Here is a 21,104-nt window from a genome sequence, read left to right on the forward strand (position 1 = left end):
GCTCATGCGATCTGGCTATGATGAACTCTCTGGGATCGAAGCCAGCAACTCGCTCAGGACAGCTCTGGCCTGAAGTAGCGGCCAGCTTCGAATCGGCCAATGATCACATGAGACGTGACAACTAATATGCAAATCACGCCTCACGAAAATTAAATGCACGAGAATCAATTTCTACATTCAGTCGGAACCCAGTTCCGATGACTCACGGCCGTCGTACACCCCCACTTCACCACGCCTGAGGGTGTCCTTGGACTTGCAAAAGGACCATCATTATCAATGGGTGTGAAAGTGAAAATCACACCTTTTGCCCTAGCTGAGTCCATGTTGATAACCACAACACCAGTGTTGGAGTTAATATTCATACTTGTAAAGTTAGACGTAGCTGATGGCAATACATAGCCTTCACCTGCACCTCGTCCACTTGAGAAATTCTCAGTTACCGAATTCTTTGCTGAGGTTGCCAATACCAAGCCCTCAGCCAATCTTGCACGAATGGTGTAGTCTTGATAGGCTGGCAACGCCACCGCAGCCAAGATCCCAATGATGGCCACCACGATCATCAACTCGATGAGCGTAAAGCCTGCGTTGGACGATTTCTTCATGATGCCAATGAAGTCTGATTGCTGCGGACACTCTACATAAGCGAATGGCGTGCCAGCTCTTTTGCCCGCTCTGGCTGTGAACTTAGGGGCAAAACTGACAATTCCTGTCAGTCCTTGCTGACGTGTTCCGTCAGCTCAACGGCGTTGTGACCAGTTTTGTCACTTGGGGCTTCGCTGAACGAGCTTCAGTTGCCCAAGGAGATGCACTGACCGCTGACCAGCATTTGGAAGGGCGTGCCAGGCAGTCGATCGGCCAAATCAGCCTTCACCGCCTCCATCTCCCCCGGCTTTACATGCGTCAGCATCAGGGTCAAGTCGCCTGACACTTGTTTCAGCTCTGCCGCCAGAGAGGACGGGCAGTGGTGCCCGGCATCTTTGGCCAGCAGGTGTTCACTCTCGGGGAAGGCGATTTCAATCACCAAGTGGCTGACCCGGCGGCCTTGTAGGGCTTGCCAGAGCGCAGGGTTGGGGCCGGTGTCACCGGTGTAGACCCAGTCGCCGCCTGGGCCACGCACGGCGTAGCCCACGGCAGGAACGCTGTGGGCAGCGGGCAGCACCTCGATGGCGCGCTGTTGGCGGCCCAAGGTGAGTACTTGGCCGATTTGCAAGGGCACCAACTCCAGCACCGGTTTGTCTTTGCTGGGGATACGGGTGAAATCGGGCCACAACTGGTCGTTGAAGAGGTGGTTCTTCAACACGGCCAGGGTTTCGGGCAAGGCATGAACCTGGATGGGAGGGCGGCCTGTGCGGCGGCGCATCACGCTGTCGGCCAGCAGGGGAATGCCCAAAACATGGTCGAGGTGCGAGTGGCTGACCAGAATGTGGTCGATACAGGCCAGTTCAGTCAGCTCTAGGTCGCCCACCCCTGTGCCCGCGTCGATAAGGATGTCGTCATCCAACAAGAAGGCGGTGGTGCGGCAGTCTTTGGCAATGGAGCCCGAACAGCCCAGGACTCTGATAGTCACGCTGCAGCACCCCCGGCAGGCGAAGTGCCTGCACTCGCTGCGGTCTGCGCAGCGGCTCGGTCCAGATCGGCCTGGAGTCGCTGAGCCAAGGCAGCAAACAGTTCGGCAGTTTGGAGGGAGGGGCGCGAGCCTTCGGCCTGCTGCTGAGGTGTGGCGTGAGAGTTCAAAGCAAGTAGTTCGTTGAGGCGGCCAAGATAGGCGCGCGCCGGTGCGTCATGGTGAAGGCGCGCGGCAGCCAGCGCAAGCTGCCAATTGCGCAGTTGATCCTGTGTTGCGGCATCCGCAAAACATGTGGCGGGAACCGGCGTGAAGATGTTCACAAATTGTTGCCGCCCTTTGACTTGGGTTTGATCGACCTCAACCCAAAAAATGTCCGGCAGGTCCAACCTCGCTGCGTGACAAGTGGTGTCACTGACCAATAAGCCCACACCAGCCTGGCGGGTTTGGCTCTCTAGCCTGGCCGCAAGGTTCACTGCGTCGCCCACTGCGGTATAGGCGCGCCGCGCACTTGAGCCCAGGTCGCCTACACACACCACGCCCGTGGCCACGCCAATGCCATAGCCCACCTCGGGCAAGCCGCGCGCGCGCAGGGTCTCGTTCAAAGGGATGGTGCCTTGAGCCAAGGCCATGGCGGCGCGCACCGCCCGGGCCGCATGGTCGGCCTGGGGCTGGGGGGCACCCCAAAATGCCATCACCGCATCGCCGATGAATTTGTCCAAGGTCCCACCATGCTGGTGAACGATGGCCGTGGCGGTGGACAGGTACTGGTTGAGCAAGTCGCGCAGCGCCAGCGGAGGTAAGTTTTCCGCCAAGCTGGTAAAGCCACGCAGGTCGCAAAACAAGATCGTGAGTTCGCGGTTCTCGGCTTCCAGGTTTTGCGCCTGGGGGTCGCGCGCCAAAGCCCTGGCTCGGTCTGGCGGCAGGTAGCTGCTAAACAGGCGCACCAAGGAGCGTCGTCCCTCCCACTCCCGCACATAGCTCACACTGACGGCGCCAAAGAACAAGATGGCAGAGAGCACCAGTGCCGTGGCCACCGGCAAGACCAAACCCGCTTGAGAATAGGCCAGCAAGTTGCTGACCACCAGGGTGGCGCCCAAGGCGGCAGCCCCTACCATGGCCCAGCGGCCGGCCAATTGGGTGGCCACCAAGGCCGCCAAGAGCAAGGACACCACGATCAATGCGACTTCATAGCCCGGCGCCCAGTCAGGGCGCTGGGGCAGGCGGCCATCCAGCATGCCTGCCAGCAAGTTGGCATGAACTTCTACACCCGGCATGGCCGCATTGACAGGGGTGGAGCGCAGGTCGGCCAAACCAGGCGCAGAGCTGCCGACCAACACCAATTTGCCAGCCAACTCGGCCGCTGGAAGCTGGCCCGCCAGCAATGCAGCCGCAGGCACATAGCGGAACGCGCCCCCCACCTTGCCGCCGCGCCCCCGGTAGGGCACGCGAAGGCCACCATGCTCGTCCAGCGTCAGCAGGGTAGCCCCACCGCCATCGGAAGGCGTGAGTTTGAGAGCCACCAGATCGACCCAACCCGGCCGACCAGACACCGGCACCCACACAGGCTCCACCGCCGGAGAGCCTGCCGCCATGCGGGCGAGCGCCAGTGCCAGGGAGGGTTGAATTTGCTGGTCCACCCGACCCACTGCCGGCACGGAACGCACGACCCCGTCGTCGTCAGGCCAAGCATTGAAGAAGCCGGCAATCGGCGCGGCAGCTTGGAGGGCGGGCACATTGGCACCAAAGCCGCTCCAATGAGGCAGGCGGATTTGCGGTGAGCCGTCTGGCAGCGCAAACAGGGGCTGAGGTAAAGCGCCTACACGCACGCCGCCTCGGTCATTGCTCAGGTAATAGCCCAAGACCACGGGGCGACCTTTGAGGGCCTTGGCAAACACGGCATCGTTGTCTGTGCTTTGCCGCCAGCGGGGCAGTTGCTCGGCCAAGGCCGGGTCTGACTGAGCGAGCGCCTTGAGCAATGGCCAAGCGCCCAGGTCTGGCTCTGCAAAGACAAAGTCAAAGCCGATGGCGGAGACCCGCTGGCGCTGAACCAGTTCATCGACCAGATGCGCAAAGTGCGTGCGGGGCCAAGGCCAGCGTCCCAATTCAGCCAAGCTGGATTCGTCGACATCCACAATGACGATGTCGGGGTGAGGCCCTGGCTGCAGATAGGCGTTCAGACGCAGGTCGTCGAAGGCCAGCTCCAGGCGCTGCAAGGCTGCAATGGGTGACACGGCGGCATGCCAGCCCCCCAAAGCCACCAGAAGCAAGCTGGCGAGCCACAAACCACCACGCGACACCAACCAGCGAAGTCGTCTCACATCAAAGGCCGTGAGTGCGTGGGGCTCTGCTCAAAGCGCCGCCGTCAAGGCGAAGGACGTTTGTCAGCCCTGAATGAATTGCATTTGAGTCCCGGCCAACTCGATCACGTCACCGTTCTTGAGTTGCATGACGTCGTCGGCCAAGCGGACCCCATTGATGCTAGGGCGAGCATCGCCTTCGACGTGTGCCAAAACATAGCCCGTTGGGCGTTTAGCAATAGACGCGACTTGCGTGCCAGGCTTGCCCACCGTGGTCACAACCTTGGTCAGCAAGACTTCACGGCCTGCGGCCCCACCGTTCAACACCTTGATCGAGGCCGGCAGTTGGCTGACGGTAGGCGGCGGCACCACCGCCTGCGCACCACCAAAGGCGCCAGGGCGCAGCACCATGGTCTTTTCGTAGTCAGCCGCTTCTTCGGTTTGATAGCGGATACGGTATTTGCCGATCTCCACGGTATCGTTGTGTGCCAGCAACTGTTTTTTGATGGCCTTGCCGTTGATGTAGGTGCCGTTGGTGCTGTTCAGGTCTTCGATATAGACCTCATTACCCACAGCCAAAAGCACGGCGTGCTCACCACTGACGGCCAAGTTGTCAATGACGATGTCGTTGTAGGGGCGGCGTCCCAGGGTGGTGCGATCCTTGGTGATCTGCACCTCTTTGATGACGACGTTGTCGAGTGAAACGACCAGCTTGCCCATGAAAATCCTCTTGTTGTCGAGTGGCCGAACTGCTCACAGGGCCGCGAAGGCTCGCGGCTGGGCTGCGTCAGCTCAGCGACGGAACGGCCACCAGGCCCGCCCTGTTAGAGCGGCGCCTCCCTTGGCTCGAACCAGAATCACGGCGATATTATCCCGCCCGCCCGCGTCATTGGCGGCCTGAACCAAAGCCCTTCCCATGGGTTCCAGTTCAGATTCCGCACACATCACCGCCTCTATGCGGGCATCTGGCAACATGTCGGAGAGTCCATCGGAGCACAGTAACAGCAGATCGCCCGACTGTATATCGTGCTCGCGTACCTCCAGCAAGACCTCAGGCTCAACGCCAACAGCCCGAGTGACCAAATTGCGGTGCACCGATTTGGCGGCATCTTCTGGCGTGATCAGGCCGGCGTCGAGTTGTTCTTGTAACAGCGAATGGTCTCGGCTGAGCTGCTCCAGGCGGTCGCCTCGCAGGCGATAGGCCCGTGAGTCGCCAATATGGCCAATCCAAAGCCGGTCATTCATGACCATCGCCGCCACCAAGGTGGTACCCATGCCCGCCCATTCAGGCTTGCTGTTGGCCGCCTCAAAAACCTTGCGATTGGCTTCTTGCGCACTGCGCATCAGGGCCTGGGCGGTGTCCGCAGCCAGACGCGGTGCACCCGGGTCAGCCAGCCACTGGGTCATGTGCTCACGCATGGTGGTGGCCGCCATGTCACTGGCCACTTCTCCGGCTTGATAGCCCCCCATGCCGTCGGCCAGCACCACCAACGCCAGAGCCTCGTCAACCTGGACCACGTCCTCGTTGTTGCTCCGCGCGCGGCCCGTGTCGATCACGCTGAAGTAGTCGAGTTGCAAGGTCACGATGTGTCCGAGGAAGTTTGCTGCAAAGAATTACACATTGTGCCTTGTCACGGCAGCATCGTCTGAATGCAGGAGTCCGCATGCCAGTGCCATCTTGCACAACTCTCGGGCCAGTTCGTCCCCGTCAGGCGGGCGGTCGGCCGCTTGTTTGGCGAGCAGGCTGGCGACCAAGAGCCCGAGGGGTTTGGGCAGATCCGGGCGCAAGTCAGGCAACGACGGTGCGGGGCTCTGGGCAATCTGAGACAGCAAATCACCCAGGCTGGGGGAGTCGAATGGCAAGCGCCCCGTCAAGGCTTGGAACAGCAGTACGCCCAGGGCATAGAAGTCGGCTCGTCCGTCCACGGCGCCCCCGGCCAGTTGCTCTGGCGCCATATAGGCCGGTGAGCCTAGCATCACCCCACTGCGGCTGGCAGCGGCATCGGCCGTTTTGGCACAGCCAAAATCAGTGAGCTTCACCAATCCACTGCGACGCTGCAGCAAGATATTGCCTGGCTTGATGTCTCGGTGCAGCACGCCCTTGCGGTGGGCATAGGCCAATGCCGCGGCCACCCGCGCCGCAATAAGCAGGACGGCGGCAGCGTCTGGCCTGATAGGCCCAGCAAGGATTTGCCCCAGGTCTTCACCCGACACCCATTCCATGGCGATCCAGCCCTTGCGAGCGTCTCCTTGGCCATCGGTGCCTGCTGCGTAGCTGCGCACGATGTCGGGGTGCTGCAAATGCGCAGCTGCCGTGGCCTCACGCATGAAGCGATCGCAGGCCACTTCGCTGCGTCCCAGGTGAATGGTCTTGATCGCGACGGGCAGCCCTGTGCCAATGTCGGTGGCCAAGTGCAGCTCACCTTGCCCGCCCTGGGCGACACAACGCAAGAGACTGAAGCCCCCCAAGCGAGTTCCCTTGACGCCATCGGCAGCGTTCGTGCGGTCCGCTGGCCCTGGACGGCTGTCGTCATCGACTTCGGCCCCAGTAGCGCCAGCCGCCCGACCCAACCCTAAACGTCCCCAGAAACCTTTGGTGTTGCCCATGACTCACCCACCTCCCCGGTCGGTTGATCTTTGGGCAACATTACCACAGGGCTTATGCGGAGCTTGACGATTTGCGAGCAGCCAAGACCTTGCCAACCACCAGCACCAACAAGGCACCAGCGACGCCAGCAGCATAGCGCACCGAGGCCGCAACTTCGGGCGCGGCGCCGGGCTTGTCCGGGGTCAGGGTTGGCATGTAGGAGATGACCGCCGGATCAGCCACCGCCATGGTGCCAGCGATCCAGCCCAAGAGCATGCCGCCGACGACAACGATGAGCGGGAAGCGGTCCATCAACTTGATGACGAGTTGGCTGCCCCACACAATGATGGGGATGCTGACCAACAGACCGAACACCACTAGCGGCATTTGATGGCCCGCACCCGCACCTTGGGCTGCCCCCGCAATGGCAATGACGTTGTCCACGCTCATCACCAAGTCGGCAATCACCACGGTCTTCACTGCGGCCCAGAGCTTGTCACTGGCTTGGATGTTGCCGTGCTCATCGCCGTCTTCGGGCATCAGCAGCTTCACGCCAATCCAGATCAGCAGCGCTGCACCGACCAACTTCAGGAAGGGAATGGCCAGCAGCGTCAAGGCAAAGAAGATCAAGATGACCCGCAGGACGATGGCACCCACCGTGCCCCAAATGATGCCCTTGTTGCGCATGCTTGGGTCAAGCCGGCGGCAGGCCAGCGCGATCACGACCGCGTTGTCGCCACCCAGGAGGATGTCGATCATGATGATCTGGCCGACGGCGATCCAAAAGTCGGCGTGCATGAACTGATCCATGGAGGAGATCCTGTCAATCTAAATTCTTGGAAGGGCGCAGTGTAGGCAGCATCCACCGCCTTTGTCGTGCGTGAAACTACAGACAGCGCCCAAGGCAACGCGGAGGCGTTGGCCCAATGCAAACAGGCCGCAAGAGCGGCCTGTAGAGGGGGCAGGCACTATTGTGCCAGCCCGTCAGCAGGGGCGAGGCCCCTAGGCTGAACTCAGAGCATCGCCTTGAGCAGGCGGCCCATTTCAGAGGGGTTGCGCGTGACCTTGAAGCCGCACTCTTCCATGATGGCGAGCTTGGCATCGGCTGTGTCAGCACCACCGGAGATCAAGGCACCGGCATGGCCCATGCGCTTGCCCGCAGGAGCGGTCACGCCAGCGATGAAGCCCACGATCGGCTTCTTCATATTGGCCTTGCACCACAGCGCAGCTTCGGCTTCGTCCGGACCACCGATTTCGCCGATCATGATGACGGCATCGGTATCGGGGTCGTCGTTGAAGGCGCGCATCACGTCGATGTGCTTCAAGCCATTGATGGGGTCGCCACCAATGCCCACGGCGGAGGACTGGCCCAGACCGATTTCGGTCAATTGCGCCACGGCTTCATAGGTCAGCGTCCCCGAGCGCGAGACCACGCCGATGCGTCCCTTGCGGTGGATGTGACCCGGCATGATGCCGATCTTGATTTCTTCCGGGGTGATCAAGCCAGGGCAGTTCGGGCCTAGAAGCAAGGTCTTCTTGCCGCCAGCAGCTTCCTTGGCCTTCATCTTGTTGCGCACTTCGAGCATGTCGCGCACAGGAATGCCTTCGGTGATGCAGATGGCCAAGTCCAGGTCGGCTTCCACAGCTTCCCAGATCGCAGCCGCAGCCCCTGCGGGCGGCACGTAGATCACGGAGACGCTGGCGCCAGTCTGAGCCGAGGCTTCTTTGACCGATGCGTAGATGGGAATGCCTTCGAAGTCTTCGCCGGCCTTCTTGGGGTTCACGCCCGCCACGAAGCAGTTCTTGCCATTGGCATAGGCCACGCAGCCCCGGGTGTGGAACTGACCGGTCTTGCCCGTGATGCCCTGGGTGATGACGCGTGTGTCTTTGTTGATAAAGATCGACATGTGTGTGTTCCTTCGCTCTGGGCTTACTTGACAGCGGCGACGATGGCCGTGGCAGCGTCTGCCATGGTGTCAGCGGCAATGATGGGCAGACCGGAGTCGGCCAACATCTTCTTGCCCAGATCTTCGTTGGTGCCCTTCATGCGGACGACCAGCGGCACTTGCAGATTGACGGCCTTGCAGGCGGTGATCACGCCTTCGGCGATGGTGTCGCACTTCATGATGCCGCCGAAGATGTTGACCAAGATGCCCTTGACGGCCTTGTTCTTCAGCATGATCTTGAAGGCTTCGGTGACCTTCTCGGCCGTCGCGCCACCGCCCACGTCCAAGAAGTTGGCCGGCTCGCCGCCGAACAGCTTGATGGTGTCCATGGTGGCCATGGCCAAGCCTGCGCCGTTCACCAGGCAGCCGATGTTGCCGTCCAGGCTGATGTAGGCCAAGTCGAACTTGGAGGCCTCGACTTCAGCCGGGTCTTCTTCGTCCAGGTCGCGGTAGGCCACGATCTCGGGGTGACGGAACAGGGCGTTGGCGTCAAAGTTGAACTTGGCGTCCAGGGCGATCAGGTTGCCCTTGGAGTCGCAGTTCAGGGGGTTGATTTCCACCAGCGACGCGTCCGTTTCCATGTAGCAGCGGTACAGGTTCTGGAACAGCGTGACGGCTTGGGCGTGCGAGGCCTCGGGCAAACCAATGGCGCCTGCAATCTTCTTGGCCAACTCGGCGGTGAAGCCCACCAGCGGATCGATCACTTCAGTGATGATCTTCTCAGGGGTGGAATGGGCCACTTCTTCAATGTCCATGCCACCTTCGCTGGAGGCAATGAAGGCGACCTTCTGCGTCTGGCGGTCAGTGACCAGCGAGACGTAGTATTCCTTCTTGATGTCGGCGCCTTCTTCGATATAGAGACGACGTACCTTTTGACCTTCGGGGCCGGTCTGGTGCGTGATCAGCTGCATGCCCAGAATCTGGTCGGACAGCGTCTTCAGGTCGTCCATGGTTTTAGCCAACTTGACGCCGCCGCCCTTGCCGCGGCCGCCCGCGTGGATCTGGGCCTTGACCACCCAGACGTTGCCGCCCAGCTTTTGGGCCGCTTCCACGGCTTCCTGCACAGTGAAAGCCGGATAGCCGCGAGGCACTGGCACGTCGAATTGGCGCAGGATTTCTTTGCCTTGGTATTCGTGGATCTTCATGGGTGGTCTTTTCGTGAGTTCAGGACGAAAGAGGTCTAGCGGCCGAGGCCGCGTCGCGAGACGCTGCCGGGGTCACCGGCGCGTGATTTTCCGATACTTTGTTGGCATCAGGCTGACGAAACCAGCGAGGATAGTGCAATCGCACCACCTCGCCGTCTCGCCTGAGTGCATGACAGCGATCAAGCTGGAAAGGGGCCTGATCGCCTTCTCCCTTAGTGTCCAGCACAAGGCCGGCAAACGCTTGGATGACAGCGGTCGGCAGTACATCGGCCAATTCTGTCAGATGTGTACACCCCGCCACGCCACCCAAGCGCTCGCGCACCGCGCGCTTGAAGCCCTTCATCAGGTTCAGGCCTTCCAGCTGGGCATAGGCGTCGCCATGGTCGTCACATTGGCCACGGTAAGGCACAGCCAGGGACTCGGCCCCTGCGCGGTGAATGTGAAATTGGGTGTCGATGACGAGCCGCAGCACCAGATCGTGGATGGCTTCACCGGCGGGCAAGACCCCTTGACTGCCCCGAATTTTACGCGTCTTGGTGTCGCGCAAGCGGGCGTCAACCTCCCACAGTCCGTCCGCACGGGAGTACATCTCCACCTGCACGGCGCGAGTGTGCTGAAGCACGCGTTGGGGATCTGAGGCTGGCAAAGGCATGGGGTGGGGCCGTCAAGCGCCGATCGCGTCTGCTGGATCTGGGGCTCTTGAGCCCACCAAACCTTGCCAGAACGCGAGAGTTACAGCGCTGAAACAGGTCGGCACTGTATCACGCGTGCTGCAATGCAGCATTTTTGCGCCAAGTTGGCGCAATAAGGCCTCGCCACTCACTCCTCAGCAGGGTCCCGCCCACCCACCACACGGCGCACGGCCTCGGCGCTGAAGCCACGCGCGGCCAAAAACCGCATCTGGCGTGCGCGCTCGTGGGCCTCGGAGGCCACAGCCCCAAAGCGCTTGAGCCAGACCTCACGGGCGCGCTGGACCTCGGTGGAACGAAGGTGCTGGGCGGTGTCGGCATCTAGCGCCAGCCCGTGTTGGGCCAATTCATGGCGAATTCGACGCTCACCATGCCGGGCGGCGCGAGCATTCACCCGCGTTTCCACAAAGCGTGCATCGCTTTGAAATTGACGCGTTGCCAGCCAGTCGAGCACGGCTTCAACCTCGGCGTGCAGCGTCTCGGCGCTAGGTGCTTCTACCGGCTCAACCGCTGCGGCCTCGTGATCCCAGGGGTCCACAGGCGGCGCCTGGGCAGCGGCGGCGGCAGCGACCCGCTTGCGAGCGTGGGCCAGCAAGCGGGTTTGCAGTTCAGAGCGGCTGAACTCGCGGCGGGCCAGCAGCGCCAGCGCCTGCGCCTTCAGACTGGGCAAGGGGCGATGGCCGGCCATGCCTCAGCCTCTGTTCAAACAGGCCTTCAAGCAGGGCAGGCCTCAGGCCGCACCCGAGGACTCCGCCAGCAAGGGCACGCCCAGAGCCGCGCGAACCTTGTTTTCGATCTCGCGGGCAATGTCGGGGTTCTCGCGCAGGAATTCGCGAGAGTTGTCCTTGCCTTGGCCGATTTTTTCGCCGCTGTAGGCGTACCACGCACCGGACTTGTCGACGATTTTGTTGGCCACGCCCAGGTCGATGATCTCGCCCTCACGGCTCACGCCCTCGCCGTACAGGATGTCGAATTCAGCTTCCTTGAAGGGCGGCGCCACCTTGTTCTTAACCACCTTGACGCGGGTTTCGCTGCCCACGATCTCTTCGCCCTTCTTGATGGAGCCAATGCGGCGGATGTCCAAGCGCACCGAGGCATAGAACTTCAAGGCATTGCCACCGGTGGTGGTTTCAGGGCTGCCAAACATCACGCCGATCTTCATGCGGATCTGGTTGATGAAGATGACCATGCAGTTGGATTTCTTGATGGTGGCCGTCAGCTTGCGCAAGGCTTGGCTCATCAGTCGGGCTTGCAAGCCGGGCAGGGAGTCGCCCATCTCGCCTTCCAATTCGGCCTTGGGGGTCAGCGCAGCCACCGAGTCAATGACAATCAGGTCGACGGCGCCAGAGCGCACCAGCGAATCCACGATCTCAAGGGCTTGCTCGCCGGTGTCGGGCTGGCTGATCAGCAACTCTTGGAGGTTGACGCCGAGCTTTTGGGCATATTGGATGTCCAGGGCATGTTCGGCATCAATGAAGGCCGCCACACCGCCCACTTTTTGCATCTCGGCCACGACTTGCAGCGTCAGCGTGGTTTTGCCGGAAGATTCCGGGCCGTAGATTTCCACCACGCGGCCACGCGGCAAGCCGCCGACGCCCAGCGCCACATCCAGACCCAATGAGCCGGTGGAGACGACTTGAATGTCCTCCACCACTTCGCCTTCACCCAGGCGCATGATGGAGCCCTTGCCAAATTGCTTCTCGATTTGAGCGAGCGCGGCTTGCAGGGCTTTGGCTTTTTCGGGGTTGGCGTTCTTGGCGTCCATGAGGTTCTCCGGGAATGTTTCGAACAATTATGTCAGAAGCTGGATGTTTGTACAGTATCGCGTTCACGTGAACGGACATCTGGGGTCGGACTGCCTAAAATCGGGGCATCGGCAACAAAGTCATTGCTCACAACGCGGCTGTTAGCGGCGCGCTGTAGCCATGCAAAGAGTGCCCCCACTGAGGAGACAAGCTGTATGCGCATTCTTATCGCCGAAGATGATCAGGTGTTGGCCGACGGCCTGCTGCGCTCGCTGCGTGGCTCGGGCTATGCGGTCGACCAAGTCAGCAGCGGCAGCGAAGCCGACGCCGCCTTGGCCTCCCACGAGTTTGATCTGCTCATTTTGGATCTGGGCCTGCCTCGCCTGCACGGGCTAGAGGTCTTGCGCAAGCTGCGCGCCCGGGGCACCTCCATGCCGGTGCTGATCCTCACGGCCGCCGACTCCATCGACCAGCGTGTCAAAGCGCTGGATTTGGGCGCCGACGACTTCATGGCCAAGCCCTTTTCGCTGCAAGAGTTGGAAGCCCGCGTCCGTGCGCTGACGCGACGCGGCCTGGGCACCGCCTCCAGCGTTATCAAGCATGGCCCGCTGACCTTTGATGCCACCGGCCGAGTGGCCTACATCAATGATCAGATGATCGAACTGTCAGCGCGTGAGATCAGCCTGCTGGAAGTGCTGCTGCAACGCGCTGGGCGCTTGGTCAGCAAAGACCAGTTGGTGGCTCGATTGTGCGAGTGGGGCGAAGAGGTCAGCAACAACGCCATCGAGGTTTACATCCACCGCCTGCGCAAGAAGATCGAGCAAGGTCCGATCCGTATTGCCACGGTGCGAGGCCTGGGTTACTGCCTCGAAAAGATCGCCTCGTGATCCCAACCACCCTCTGAGCCCCACCGGCACTTCGTGATCAAAGCCTTGGGCCGAGAGCAACGCTCGCTGTTTGGCGAGATCCTGGACTGGATGCTCGTGCCGCTGCTGCTGCTGTGGCCCATGAGCGCGGCCCTGACCTGGCTGGTGGCCCAAAACATCGCGGCAAGGCCCTATGACCGGGACCTCGCGCAACTGACCCGCATGGTGTCACGCCAAATGGTGGTCGACCCGCAGGGCAAGCCCGGCAAGGCCAAGCTGTCTGACCCCGCTGCCGCACTGCTGCGCAGTGACGACGTGGACAAGATCTTCTTTCAGGTCTTGGGGGCTCGCGGCGAACTGATCGCCGGCGACCGCGAACTTCCCTCGCCACCCGAGGGCACCAACGCCGTGGTCGGTGAGGTGCAGTTTCGCGACGAAGTGGTGCAGAACGAATCGGTGCGCATTGCCAGCCTGCGGCTCACGCCTGGCATCTCGGCAGAGCCCGGCATCACCCTGGTGCAGGTGGCAGAAACCATGGACAAGCGCGAGCGCCTGACCACGGAGATCATCAAAGGCGTTTTGCTGCCGCAGTATGTGATCTTGCCGCTGGCCGTTTTGCTGGTGTGGTTCGCGCTGGCCCGGGGCATTGCACCGTTGTCGCATCTTCAGCAACGCATTCTGCAGCGAGAGAGCCATGATCTCAGCCCTATTGATGTGCAGGATGCGCCGGAGGAAGTAGCCCCGCTCGTGCGCTCCATCAACGAGTTGCTGACTCGGCTGGATCAGTCCATGAGCGCGCAGAAGCACTTTTTGGCCGACGCTGCACACCAGCTCAAGACACCGTTAGCCGGCTTGCGCACCCAGGCTGAGCTCGCCCAGCGCGAGCTGGATGAGCGCGGCGATGTGGTGTCCGTTCGCAAGTCCTTGCAGCAGATCTCACGTTCCAGCCAACGCGCAGCGCACATGGTCAACCAGCTCTTGTCCATGGCCCGCGCCGAAGATGAAGAACAAGCCCGCCGCCAGCAGGCTTTCAACATCGCTCGCTTGGCCACCGACACCGTGCAGGACTTTGTGCCCAAGGCCATGGACAAGCGCATTGACCTGGGTTACGAGGGCCCTGAGAGCAGCGAGCAAGTGCCACGTTTGGTGGGCCAGCCCTTGCTGGTCCGGGAAATGATCCGCAACCTCGTGGACAACGCGCTTCAGTACACGCCTGAGGGCGGATGCGTGACCGTACGCATCATGGCCGACCCCTTTGGGCAAGTGCTGGTTCTGCAAGTCGAAGACAACGGCCCCGGCATCCCCGAAGCCGAGCGCGAGCTGGTCTTCCAGCCCTTCTATCGCGCCCTGGGCACCAATGTGGATGGCAGCGGCTTGGGCCTGGCCATCGTGCGAGAAATCGTGGAGAAGCACGACGCCACCTTGACGGTCGAAGATGCCCGCCCGCCCGTGGGCGAGCACGCCGACCGCCCCGGCACGCGCTTCACGGTGCGGTTCACGTTGCCAGCCCAGCCCGACGGCGCTACCGAGGCCTGAAGGTAGGGGGTGCGTCACCCCTAGGGCCGGGAGGCCCGTAGGGATGGGTGTTGAGGTCTGCGCTTCCTACAGTGCGACTCAGCGTTCGGTAGGGATCGAGCGCCTGATTCAAAACCACTCAAGGAGTTCTCTCATGAACCGCACTCTGCTGACCGCCGCCGCCCTGTTGACCCTGGCCGGCACCACCTTCGCCAACGACACCGCCGGTGGCGTGTCGTCCACCCAAGCGCGCACCGCGCCCAAAGCGATCCCTAAGGTGGTGATCGCCCAAGACTTCAGCGCGCAAGCCGCCAACCTGATCAACTTTGATGCGGCGTCAGCACCCAGCCTGTTCATCAGCACCACCTCGCTGTTGGCGGTGGGCAGCGTGCAGTTCAATGGTTCCAGCACCGCCACACTGGATGGCGGCGCGATTCTGGACCAAAGCTCGAACTTCGCCGTGACGGGTCAATCCGCCCCGAATTTCTTGGCCTTCAATTGCGAGACCTCCATGGCAGACGGCGGCATTCCGCGCTTGCCGGAAGTGGTCCGCTTTGCCAGCGAAGTCAGCCAAGTCTCGCTGAAGATTGGCTCTGGTCTGGACGTCGGCGCCAAGGTCACGATGTTCGGCATCGGCAGCCAAGGCGTCGAAAAGAAGGTGGCCACCTTGGCTGCGGCGCTCAAGACCGTCAAGTTCACCAAGCCACTGACCCACGTGCTGATGAGCGCTGGCGCCTGCAAGTTTGTGGTGGACGACATCAGCTTCGTCAACTGAAGCCCTTCCGCATGAAAGGGGCCGCTGGCCCCTTTTTCAGCTCTGCATCAGGCGGCGGCTCTTGGCAATGGACATCAACATGCCCAAGGCCAAGCCCAGCGTCACCATGGCGGTGCCGCCGTAACTGATGAAGGGCAAGGGGATGCCCACCACCGGCAAGATGCCGCTGACCATGCCCATATTGACCATGGCATAGGTGAAAAAGCTCAGCGTGATGGCACCCGCCAGCAGGCGCGAGAACACGGTGGGCGCTTCGGCCGCGATCATCAGGCCGCGCAAGAGCACAAAGGTGAAGGCGGCAATCAAGCCCAGCACGCCCATCAGGCCAAACTCTTCGGCAAAGGCGGCAAAGATGAAGTCTGTCGTGCGCTCGGGGATGAACTCCAGATGCGTCTGAGTGCCGTTCATAAAGCCCTTGCCTGTCCAGCCACCAGAGCCAATGGCGATCATGCCTTGGATGATGTGAAAGCCCTTGCCCAGCGGATCCTTGGTGGGGTCGAGCAGCGTACAGACGCGAGTTTTTTGGTACTCCCGCAAAAGCGGCCATTTCACATCCGCCTGGCAGATCTGATCTTCGGACAACACCAAAGCCACCATACCGATCAAGGCCACCAACACCACCGGCAAGATCAGCCGCCACGACAGCCCCGCGAAGAAGATCACATAGAGCCCCGCCGAGAGGATGAGGATGGAGGTTCCCAAATCTGGCTGCTTGGCCACCAAGGCCACCGGCACCATGAGCAGCAGGCCCGCCACCGCAAAGTCCAGCGGGCGCAACTGCCCTTCGCGCTTTTGAAACCACCAGGCCAGCATCAGGGGCATGGCCAGCTTCATGATCTCGCTGGGTTGGATCACGATCCCCACATTCAGCCAGCGTGTGGCACCTTTTTTGGTGATGCCGAAAATCATGGTTGCCACCAGCAAGGTGACGCCCACCACATAGAGCGGCACGGCCAGCGCCATCAAACGCTGGGGCGGCACCTGGGCCACCACAAACAAGATCGCCAGCGCAATCATCATGTTGCGGCCATGGTCGACGAAGCGCGTGCCGTGGTCGTAGCCTGCCGAGTACATGGTGATCAGGCCAAAGGCGGCCAAGATCAGCAAACCCAAGGTCAGCGGCACGTCAAAGCTTGAAAACACGGGCCGAACCCGCTGCCACAAGGAAGGCCGCTCGAACACCACACTCATGGTTGCACTCCTGAGGCGCGCTGCGCAGGGCCTGCATCCAGCGTCATCGCCCTGGGCCGCGCCGCGGCTGCAGCCGACGCTGATGCGGCAGGGCGCGAAGCGGCGCTGCCCGCCGACGCCACCCCAGGGCCAGACGCTGCAGAGGCGGCACCCACGGCCTGCGCCTCTGAACTAGCAGGTGCGCCTGAACTGGAGGGCAATGGCACCGAGGCGGCGGGCCTGGGCGTGCCCACGGGCGCGACGGACTGGCCCTTTTGGGTCAAGGCAATGTCCTCTTCGCTGGGATACAGCCCCAGCAGCACATAGTCAAACACTCGCCGCGCAATAGGGGCCGCCGCTGCCGACCCCCAGCCCGCGTTCTCCACGATCACGGCCAAAGCAATGCGTGGGTTGTCCAAGGGTGCGAAAGCCACATACAGCGAGTGATCGCGCAAGTGCTCGGCCATGCGGGCCGCGCTGTACTTCTCGTTCTGGCGAATGCCCACGGCCTGGGCCGTGCCTGTCTTGCCGCCACTGGCATAGGGGGCGCCCACAAAAATGCGTGTGGATGTGCCTTGCTGGGTCACGCCATGCATGGCCTGCATGATCACATTCACCTGCTCGGGCTTGAGGGCGAGCGGCTCTAGCGCCTTGGCTGAAACGGTGCGCCGCTGATGGGTCACCACGTCTTCAATCTCTTTGACCAAGCGCGGCTCAAAACGCTGGCCGCCCGCCGCCAAGATGGCCATGGCATTGGCCAACTGGAGCATGGTGAAGTTGTTGTAACCCTGGCCAATGCCCAAAGAGATGGTTTCACCGGCATACCACTTGCGCAGCTCGGGCCGCTTATAGGTGCGGCGCTTCCAGTCCTGGGACGGCAGCACGCCGGTGACTTCGCCTTCCAAGTCGATGTTGGTGCGCCGTCCAAAGCCAAAGGGGCTGAGTTGATCGTAGATCATGTCCACGCCCATCTCATTGGCCAAGGTGTAGTAGTAAACGTTGGACGACTCGACGATGGAGCGGCGCATGTCCATCGCGCCACCGCGCTCGTTCTCCGGGCTGCCGTAGCGGTGGCCGCCAAACATGAAGAAGCCCGGGTCGTTGATGATGGTCGAGGGCGAGCGCTTGCCCGCATTCAGGGCCGCCATGGCCATGAAGGGCTTGTAGGTGGAGCCCGGCGGATAGGTACCTCGCAGCGCGCGGTTCAGCAGCGGCTTGTCGATGGACTCGTTCAGCTCGCGCCAGTTCTCGACATCGATGCCGTCCACGAATTTGTTGGGGTCGTAGGTGGGCTTGGAGACAAAGGCCAAGATTTCACCATTGCGCGGGTCGATCGCCACCAAGGCGCCCCGACGCGCGCCAAACATGTCTTCCACCAAGGCCTGCAACTTAATGTCGACCGACAGCACCAAGGTGTTGCCAGGCGTCGCGGGCAAGTTGTCCAGGCGTCGCACTGCCCGGCCCCCGGCCGAGGTCTCCATTTGCTCAAAGCCCGTGGTGCCGTGCAGGTCCAGCTCGTAGCTTTGCTCCAGGCCCAGCTTGCCGATGTACTCCGTGCCTCGGTAATTGGCCTGGGCCTCATCTTCCCAGTCCTCCATGGCCTTTTTCTCGGCCTGGTTGATGCGGCCAATGTAGCCAATCAAGTGGCTGCCCGTCTCGCCCAGGGGGTAGTTGCGGAACAAACGGGCCTTGATCTCGACCCCTGGGAACTGAAACCGCCGGGCAATGAAGCGCGCCACCTCTTCGTCGCTGAGTCGGTTGCGGATGGGCAAGGACTCAAAGCTCTTGCTCTCGTCCAATTGGCGCTTGAAGCGACGTCGGTCGCGCGGTTGGATGTCGATGAACTCAGCGAGCTTGTTGATGGTGGCCTCTAGGTCAGCCACCCGCGACGGCGTGATCTCCAGCGTATAGGCGGTGTAATTGGTGGCCAGCACCACGCCATTGCGGTCCACGATGCGGCCGCGATTGGGCACGATGGGCACCACCGCAATGCGATTGGCTTCGGCACGATTGGCCAACTCCTCATGCCGCACCACCTGCAAATGCACCATGCGGGCGACCAGCAAGCCAAAGCCCAGCAAGATGAACAGCACGGCTGCAATGATGCGCAGCCTGAAGCGGTCTAACTCGGCTTCAAGGTTCTTCAGCTCAGTCATGGGCGGCCCACCCCAGCCCAAGCCGCATCCGCACAGGCGTGCTCATAGCGGTCGGTTCTTGTCCGGATCGGGCGGGCGGCGCTGGGGCGCCAGCAGCAGCCAAGTCAGCACCGGCCAGAGCAAGCCCTCCAGCGCCGGGGCGATCAGCACGCCCCAACCCGGGAAGCCATCGCCCGCCAACAGACGCACGGCCAGGGCCACCAAGGCCGAGGCGTAGAACAGCGGCAACACATGCAGCACTTGCTCGAACAAACTGAACCACAACACCCGCCGGTGAATGGTGATGGCCAGAAAGCTCAGCAAGGTGTAGGAGAGCGCGTGCTGGCCCAGCAAAGAGCCCGCGTGGACATCCATGAGCAAGCCAAACACAAAGGCGGCCCCCACGCCGACCCGGCGCGGTTGATGCACGTTCCAGAACACCAGCACCAGGGCCATCACATCCGGCAAAACGGGTGCATGGCCCAGCGGCACCATGTTCAGGCCCATGGCCACAAACAGGCTGAGCCACAAAAACACCGGGTTGACGGGCAGCAAGAGCTGGTCTGAGCTGCGTCGCATGATCATTTGCGGCCTCCGACCCGGCCGTGCCGGCTGGTGCTGCGTTCGGGCTCGGCGGGCTCTTGCGGCCGGGGCGGCTGGTGCAGGGCCAGGGGCTCCAGCACCAACACATGGCGCACGCCATCGGGCGGGGCGGTGGGCGTCAGGCTGATACGCGCAAACGAGGTGTCGCCCCGGGTGTCCACCTTGGCGACGCGGGCCACTTGCAAACCCTGCGGATACACGCCATCGACGCCGCTGGTGATCAGCACATCGCCCACCTGAACATCGTCGTTACTGGCCATGAAGCGCAGCTCCATGGCGCGGCCATCGCCGGTGCCAAAGGCTGCGCTGCGGTGTTCCGTGCGCGGATTAAGCACCGGAATGGCCGCGTCTTTATCCACCAGCAAGGTCACTTCGGCAGACAGCGGATAGACCCGGGTCACCTGCCCGAGAACGCCCTGCTCATTGATGACGGGCGAGCCCGCGACCAAACCATGTTGAGAGCCCCGGTCCAGGAAGATCTTGCGCGAATAAGCGTCGGGGGCCTCGTACAGCACCTCAGCCGGCTGGGACTTGACGGTGACCTGCGGGCGCAGTTCCAGCAAGGCACGCAAACGCGTGTTCTCTTCGACCAAGCGGTCGGCGCGAGAAGAGCGCTCGGCCTGCTGCGCCAGCTTGGCGCTCATGGCGTTTTCTTGAGCGCGGGCGGCCTCCAAGCCTTGCAGGTAGTCGCCCGCCTGTCGGTAGGCGGCCACAGGCAAGCTCAGGGCTTGCTGGGCAGGCAGCAGCACGGTCGCCATGGCCGCGCGCAGAGGCTGGGTCAAGGTGAACCGGGAATCGGCGGCCATCAGGAACAGCGCCAAGGCAGAGAAAAAGACGACCTTGGTCAGGGCCGAGGGGCCCTGCCTGAAAAACGGCGGCGGTGAGCGTTCAAGCGTGCCGAGAGACATGGCGGTCGGCCAAAGGCCAACAAAGGGGTGAGAGAACGCGCAGCGGCGGGCCGCTTACTCCGAGGTGAAGATCGAGCCCAGGCGCTCCATGCGCTCCAGCGCCATACCGCAACCCCGCACCACGCAGGTCAGCGGGTCTTCAGCCACCAGCACCGGCAAGCCGGTTTCTTCGGCCAGCAGGCGGTCTAGGTCGCGCAGCAAAGCACCACCACCGGTCAGCATCATGCCGCGCTCAGCGATGTCGGCACCCAGCTCAGGCGGGGTTTGCTCCAGCGCGTTTTTGACGGCCGAGACGATCTGGTTGAGCGGGTCGGTCAGAGCTTCCAGGATTTCGTTGGACGAAATGGTGAAGCTGCGCGGCACGCCTTCAGACAAATTACGGCCCTTGACTTCCATCTCCCGCACCTCAGAGCCCGGGAAGGCCGAGCCAATGTGCTTCTTGATGGATTCGGCCGTAGGCTCACCGATCAACATGCCGTAGTTGCGACGGATGTAGTTGATGATGGCTTCGTCGAACTTGTCGCCGCCCACGCGGACGGAGCCCTTGTAGACCATGCCGCCCAAGCTGATGACGCCCACTTCGGTGGTGCCGCCACCGATGTCGACCACCATGGAGCCCGAAGCCTCAGAAACCGGCAGGCCCGCACCAATGGCAGCCGCCATCGGCTCTTCAATCAGGTAGACCTCGGAAGCACCAGCACCCAGGGCCGACTCGCGGATGGCGCGGCGCTCGACCTGGGTGGAGCCGCAGGGCACGCAGATGATGATCCGGGGGCTGGGCTTGAGCACCGAGCGCGGATGAACCATCTTGATGAACTGCTTGAGCATCTGCTCGGTGACCGTGAAGTCGGCGATCACGCCGTCCTTCATGGGGCGGATGGCTTCGATGTTGCCAGGCACCTTGCCCAGCATGGCCTTGGCTTCATGGCCGACAGCTTGGATGGTCTTCTTGCCGCTAGGGCCGCCTTCGTGGCGGATGGAGACCACGGAGGGCTCGTCCAGCACGATGCCTTTGCCACGCACGTAAATCAGTGTGTTGGCGGTACCCAGGTCAATGGCCAGGTCGGTGGAGAAGTAACGGCGCAGAGATGCGAACATGGATGTTTCGATGACAGTGGCGCCCTGATGGACGAGCCAGCGCTGGACCAGGACCAGG

Annotated in this window: 20 protein-coding genes; 3 read left to right on the top strand and 17 right to left on the bottom strand. The window is 62.1% G+C overall.

All coding sequences use genetic code 11. From position 1 onward, the window contains the following. Positions 1-164: 164 nt before the first annotated feature. The 12 genes from ACIQ3Q_RS19160 to recA all read right to left on the bottom strand — a co-directional run bounded on the left by ACIQ3Q_RS19160 (position 165) and on the right by recA (position 11,996). Complete coding sequence (locus tag ACIQ3Q_RS19160; RefSeq protein WP_396270799.1) at positions 165-602, bottom strand: prepilin-type N-terminal cleavage/methylation domain-containing protein; 438 nt, start codon at positions 600-602, stop codon at positions 165-167. A 185-nt stretch (positions 603-787) separates the two neighbouring features. Then, entirely contained in the window at positions 788-1,567 is a 780-nt protein-coding gene (locus ACIQ3Q_RS19165; RefSeq protein WP_396270801.1) for an MBL fold metallo-hydrolase, read from the bottom strand. Further along, positions 1,564-3,885 carry a CHASE2 domain-containing protein gene (locus tag ACIQ3Q_RS19170; protein WP_396270803.1) on the bottom strand — a complete coding sequence of 774 codons (2,322 nt, stop codon included), beginning with the start codon at positions 3,883-3,885 and terminating at the stop codon, positions 1,564-1,566. The genes ACIQ3Q_RS19165 and ACIQ3Q_RS19170 overlap by 4 nt, the downstream gene beginning before the upstream one ends. A gap of 63 nt (positions 3,886-3,948) precedes the next feature. Continuing rightward, positions 3,949-4,584, bottom strand: coding sequence for an FHA domain-containing protein (locus ACIQ3Q_RS19175; RefSeq protein WP_396270804.1), 636 nt, complete (start codon positions 4,582-4,584; stop codon positions 3,949-3,951). A gap of 72 nt (positions 4,585-4,656) precedes the next feature. Then, the gene (locus ACIQ3Q_RS19180) at positions 4,657-5,448 is read right to left on the bottom strand and encodes a Stp1/IreP family PP2C-type Ser/Thr phosphatase (RefSeq protein ID WP_396270805.1); all 792 of its coding nucleotides are present in this window, start codon (positions 5,446-5,448) and stop codon (positions 4,657-4,659) included. A 30-nt stretch (positions 5,449-5,478) separates the two neighbouring features. Further along, positions 5,479-6,471 carry a serine/threonine-protein kinase gene (locus tag ACIQ3Q_RS19185; RefSeq protein WP_396270806.1) on the bottom strand — a complete coding sequence of 331 codons (993 nt, stop codon included), beginning with the start codon at positions 6,469-6,471 and terminating at the stop codon, positions 5,479-5,481. A 52-nt stretch (positions 6,472-6,523) separates the two neighbouring features. Beyond that, positions 6,524-7,261: a TerC family protein gene (locus ACIQ3Q_RS19190; RefSeq protein ID WP_396270807.1), complete on the bottom strand. Its 738-nt coding sequence runs from the start codon at positions 7,259-7,261 to the stop codon at positions 6,524-6,526. A 203-nt stretch (positions 7,262-7,464) separates the two neighbouring features. Beyond that, positions 7,465-8,358 (bottom strand): succinate--CoA ligase subunit alpha, encoded by an 894-nt coding sequence (gene sucD / locus ACIQ3Q_RS19195; protein ID WP_396270808.1) that lies wholly within the window; start codon positions 8,356-8,358, stop codon positions 7,465-7,467. A 23-nt stretch (positions 8,359-8,381) separates the two neighbouring features. Then, positions 8,382-9,542 (bottom strand): ADP-forming succinate--CoA ligase subunit beta, encoded by a 1,161-nt coding sequence (sucC, locus tag ACIQ3Q_RS19200; RefSeq protein WP_396270809.1) that lies wholly within the window; start codon positions 9,540-9,542, stop codon positions 8,382-8,384. Positions 9,543-9,561: 19 nt separating this feature from the next. Beyond that, positions 9,562-10,194: a DUF2889 domain-containing protein gene (locus ACIQ3Q_RS19205; protein WP_396270810.1), complete on the bottom strand. Its 633-nt coding sequence runs from the start codon at positions 10,192-10,194 to the stop codon at positions 9,562-9,564. Positions 10,195-10,361: 167 nt separating this feature from the next. Further along, a complete protein-coding gene (locus tag ACIQ3Q_RS19210; RefSeq protein WP_396270811.1) occupies positions 10,362-10,919 on the bottom strand; it encodes a regulatory protein RecX in 558 nt (185 codons plus the stop codon). 42 nt (positions 10,920-10,961) lie between these two features. Beyond that, positions 10,962-11,996 (bottom strand): recombinase RecA, encoded by a 1,035-nt coding sequence (gene recA / locus ACIQ3Q_RS19215; protein ID WP_396270812.1) that lies wholly within the window; start codon positions 11,994-11,996, stop codon positions 10,962-10,964. A 195-nt stretch (positions 11,997-12,191) separates the two neighbouring features. Here recA and ACIQ3Q_RS19220 point away from each other — a divergent pair, with 195 nt between their 5' ends. The 3 genes from ACIQ3Q_RS19220 (at position 12,192) to ACIQ3Q_RS19230 (ending at position 15,132) form a co-directional block, all read left to right on the top strand. Next, positions 12,192-12,863, top strand: coding sequence for a response regulator (locus ACIQ3Q_RS19220; protein ID WP_396270813.1), 672 nt, complete (start codon positions 12,192-12,194; stop codon positions 12,861-12,863). 90 nt (positions 12,864-12,953) lie between these two features. Then, positions 12,954-14,378 carry a sensor histidine kinase gene (locus tag ACIQ3Q_RS19225; protein ID WP_396270828.1) on the top strand — a complete coding sequence of 475 codons (1,425 nt, stop codon included), beginning with the start codon at positions 12,954-12,956 and terminating at the stop codon, positions 14,376-14,378. A gap of 133 nt (positions 14,379-14,511) precedes the next feature. Then, entirely contained in the window at positions 14,512-15,132 is a 621-nt protein-coding gene (locus tag ACIQ3Q_RS19230) for a hypothetical protein (RefSeq protein WP_396270814.1), read from the top strand. A 36-nt stretch (positions 15,133-15,168) separates the two neighbouring features. Here ACIQ3Q_RS19230 and rodA read toward each other — a convergent pair whose 3' ends face one another. The 5 genes from rodA to ACIQ3Q_RS19255 are packed head-to-tail and all read right to left on the bottom strand — an operon-like array spanning position 15,169 to position 21,046. Further along, complete coding sequence (rodA, locus tag ACIQ3Q_RS19235; RefSeq protein WP_396270815.1) at positions 15,169-16,323, bottom strand: rod shape-determining protein RodA; 1,155 nt, start codon at positions 16,321-16,323, stop codon at positions 15,169-15,171. Then, positions 16,320-18,458, bottom strand: a complete 2,139-nt coding sequence (mrdA, locus tag ACIQ3Q_RS19240; RefSeq protein ID WP_396270816.1) for a penicillin-binding protein 2 — start codon at positions 18,456-18,458, stop codon at positions 16,320-16,322. Before mrdA ends, rodA begins: the two co-directional genes overlap by 4 nt. 42 nt (positions 18,459-18,500) lie before the next feature. Then, positions 18,501-19,022 carry a rod shape-determining protein MreD gene (mreD, locus tag ACIQ3Q_RS19245; RefSeq protein WP_396270817.1) on the bottom strand — a complete coding sequence of 174 codons (522 nt, stop codon included), beginning with the start codon at positions 19,020-19,022 and terminating at the stop codon, positions 18,501-18,503. Further along, the gene (mreC, locus tag ACIQ3Q_RS19250) at positions 19,019-19,948 is read right to left on the bottom strand and encodes a rod shape-determining protein MreC (RefSeq protein WP_396270818.1); all 930 of its coding nucleotides are present in this window, start codon (positions 19,946-19,948) and stop codon (positions 19,019-19,021) included. Before mreC ends, mreD begins: the two co-directional genes overlap by 4 nt. Before the next feature lie 54 nt (positions 19,949-20,002). Beyond that, positions 20,003-21,046, bottom strand: a complete 1,044-nt coding sequence (locus ACIQ3Q_RS19255) for a rod shape-determining protein (RefSeq protein ID WP_210805567.1) — start codon at positions 21,044-21,046, stop codon at positions 20,003-20,005. Positions 21,047-21,104: the final 58 nt, after the last annotated feature.

The sequence above is a fragment of the Ideonella sp. genome, assembly GCF_044358605.1.
Classification (GTDB): domain Bacteria; phylum Pseudomonadota; class Gammaproteobacteria; order Burkholderiales; family Burkholderiaceae_C; genus Ideonella.

Bases quoted from the DNA above. Each gene is read 5' to 3' on its own strand.
- ACIQ3Q_RS19160 (WP_396270799.1), bottom strand. From the start codon at position 602: ATGAAGAAATCGTCCAACGCAGGCTTTACGCTCATCGAGTTGATGATC.
- mreC (WP_396270818.1), bottom strand. From the start codon at position 19,948: ATGTCTCTCGGCACGCTTGAACGCTCACCGCCGCCGTTTTTCAGGCAG.
- ACIQ3Q_RS19230 (WP_396270814.1), top strand. From the start codon at position 14,512: ATGAACCGCACTCTGCTGACCGCCGCCGCCCTGTTGACCCTGGCCGGC.
- rodA (WP_396270815.1), bottom strand. From the start codon at position 16,323: ATGAGTGTGGTGTTCGAGCGGCCTTCCTTGTGGCAGCGGGTTCGGCCC.
- ACIQ3Q_RS19175 (WP_396270804.1), bottom strand. From the start codon at position 4,584: ATGGGCAAGCTGGTCGTTTCACTCGACAACGTCGTCATCAAAGAGGTG.
- ACIQ3Q_RS19255 (WP_210805567.1), bottom strand. From the start codon at position 21,046: ATGTTCGCATCTCTGCGCCGTTACTTCTCCACCGACCTGGCCATTGAC.
- ACIQ3Q_RS19225 (WP_396270828.1), top strand. From the start codon at position 12,954: ATGCTCGTGCCGCTGCTGCTGCTGTGGCCCATGAGCGCGGCCCTGACC.
- mrdA (WP_396270816.1), bottom strand. From the start codon at position 18,458: ATGACTGAGCTGAAGAACCTTGAAGCCGAGTTAGACCGCTTCAGGCTG.
- sucD (WP_396270808.1), bottom strand. From the start codon at position 8,358: ATGTCGATCTTTATCAACAAAGACACACGCGTCATCACCCAGGGCATC.
- mreD (WP_396270817.1), bottom strand. From the start codon at position 19,022: ATGATCATGCGACGCAGCTCAGACCAGCTCTTGCTGCCCGTCAACCCG.
- ACIQ3Q_RS19205 (WP_396270810.1), bottom strand. From the start codon at position 10,194: ATGCCTTTGCCAGCCTCAGATCCCCAACGCGTGCTTCAGCACACTCGC.
- recA (WP_396270812.1), bottom strand. From the start codon at position 11,996: ATGGACGCCAAGAACGCCAACCCCGAAAAAGCCAAAGCCCTGCAAGCC.
- ACIQ3Q_RS19220 (WP_396270813.1), top strand. From the start codon at position 12,192: ATGCGCATTCTTATCGCCGAAGATGATCAGGTGTTGGCCGACGGCCTG.
- sucC (WP_396270809.1), bottom strand. From the start codon at position 9,542: ATGAAGATCCACGAATACCAAGGCAAAGAAATCCTGCGCCAATTCGAC.
- ACIQ3Q_RS19190 (WP_396270807.1), bottom strand. From the start codon at position 7,261: ATGGATCAGTTCATGCACGCCGACTTTTGGATCGCCGTCGGCCAGATC.
- ACIQ3Q_RS19210 (WP_396270811.1), bottom strand. From the start codon at position 10,919: ATGGCCGGCCATCGCCCCTTGCCCAGTCTGAAGGCGCAGGCGCTGGCG.
- ACIQ3Q_RS19185 (WP_396270806.1), bottom strand. From the start codon at position 6,471: ATGGGCAACACCAAAGGTTTCTGGGGACGTTTAGGGTTGGGTCGGGCG.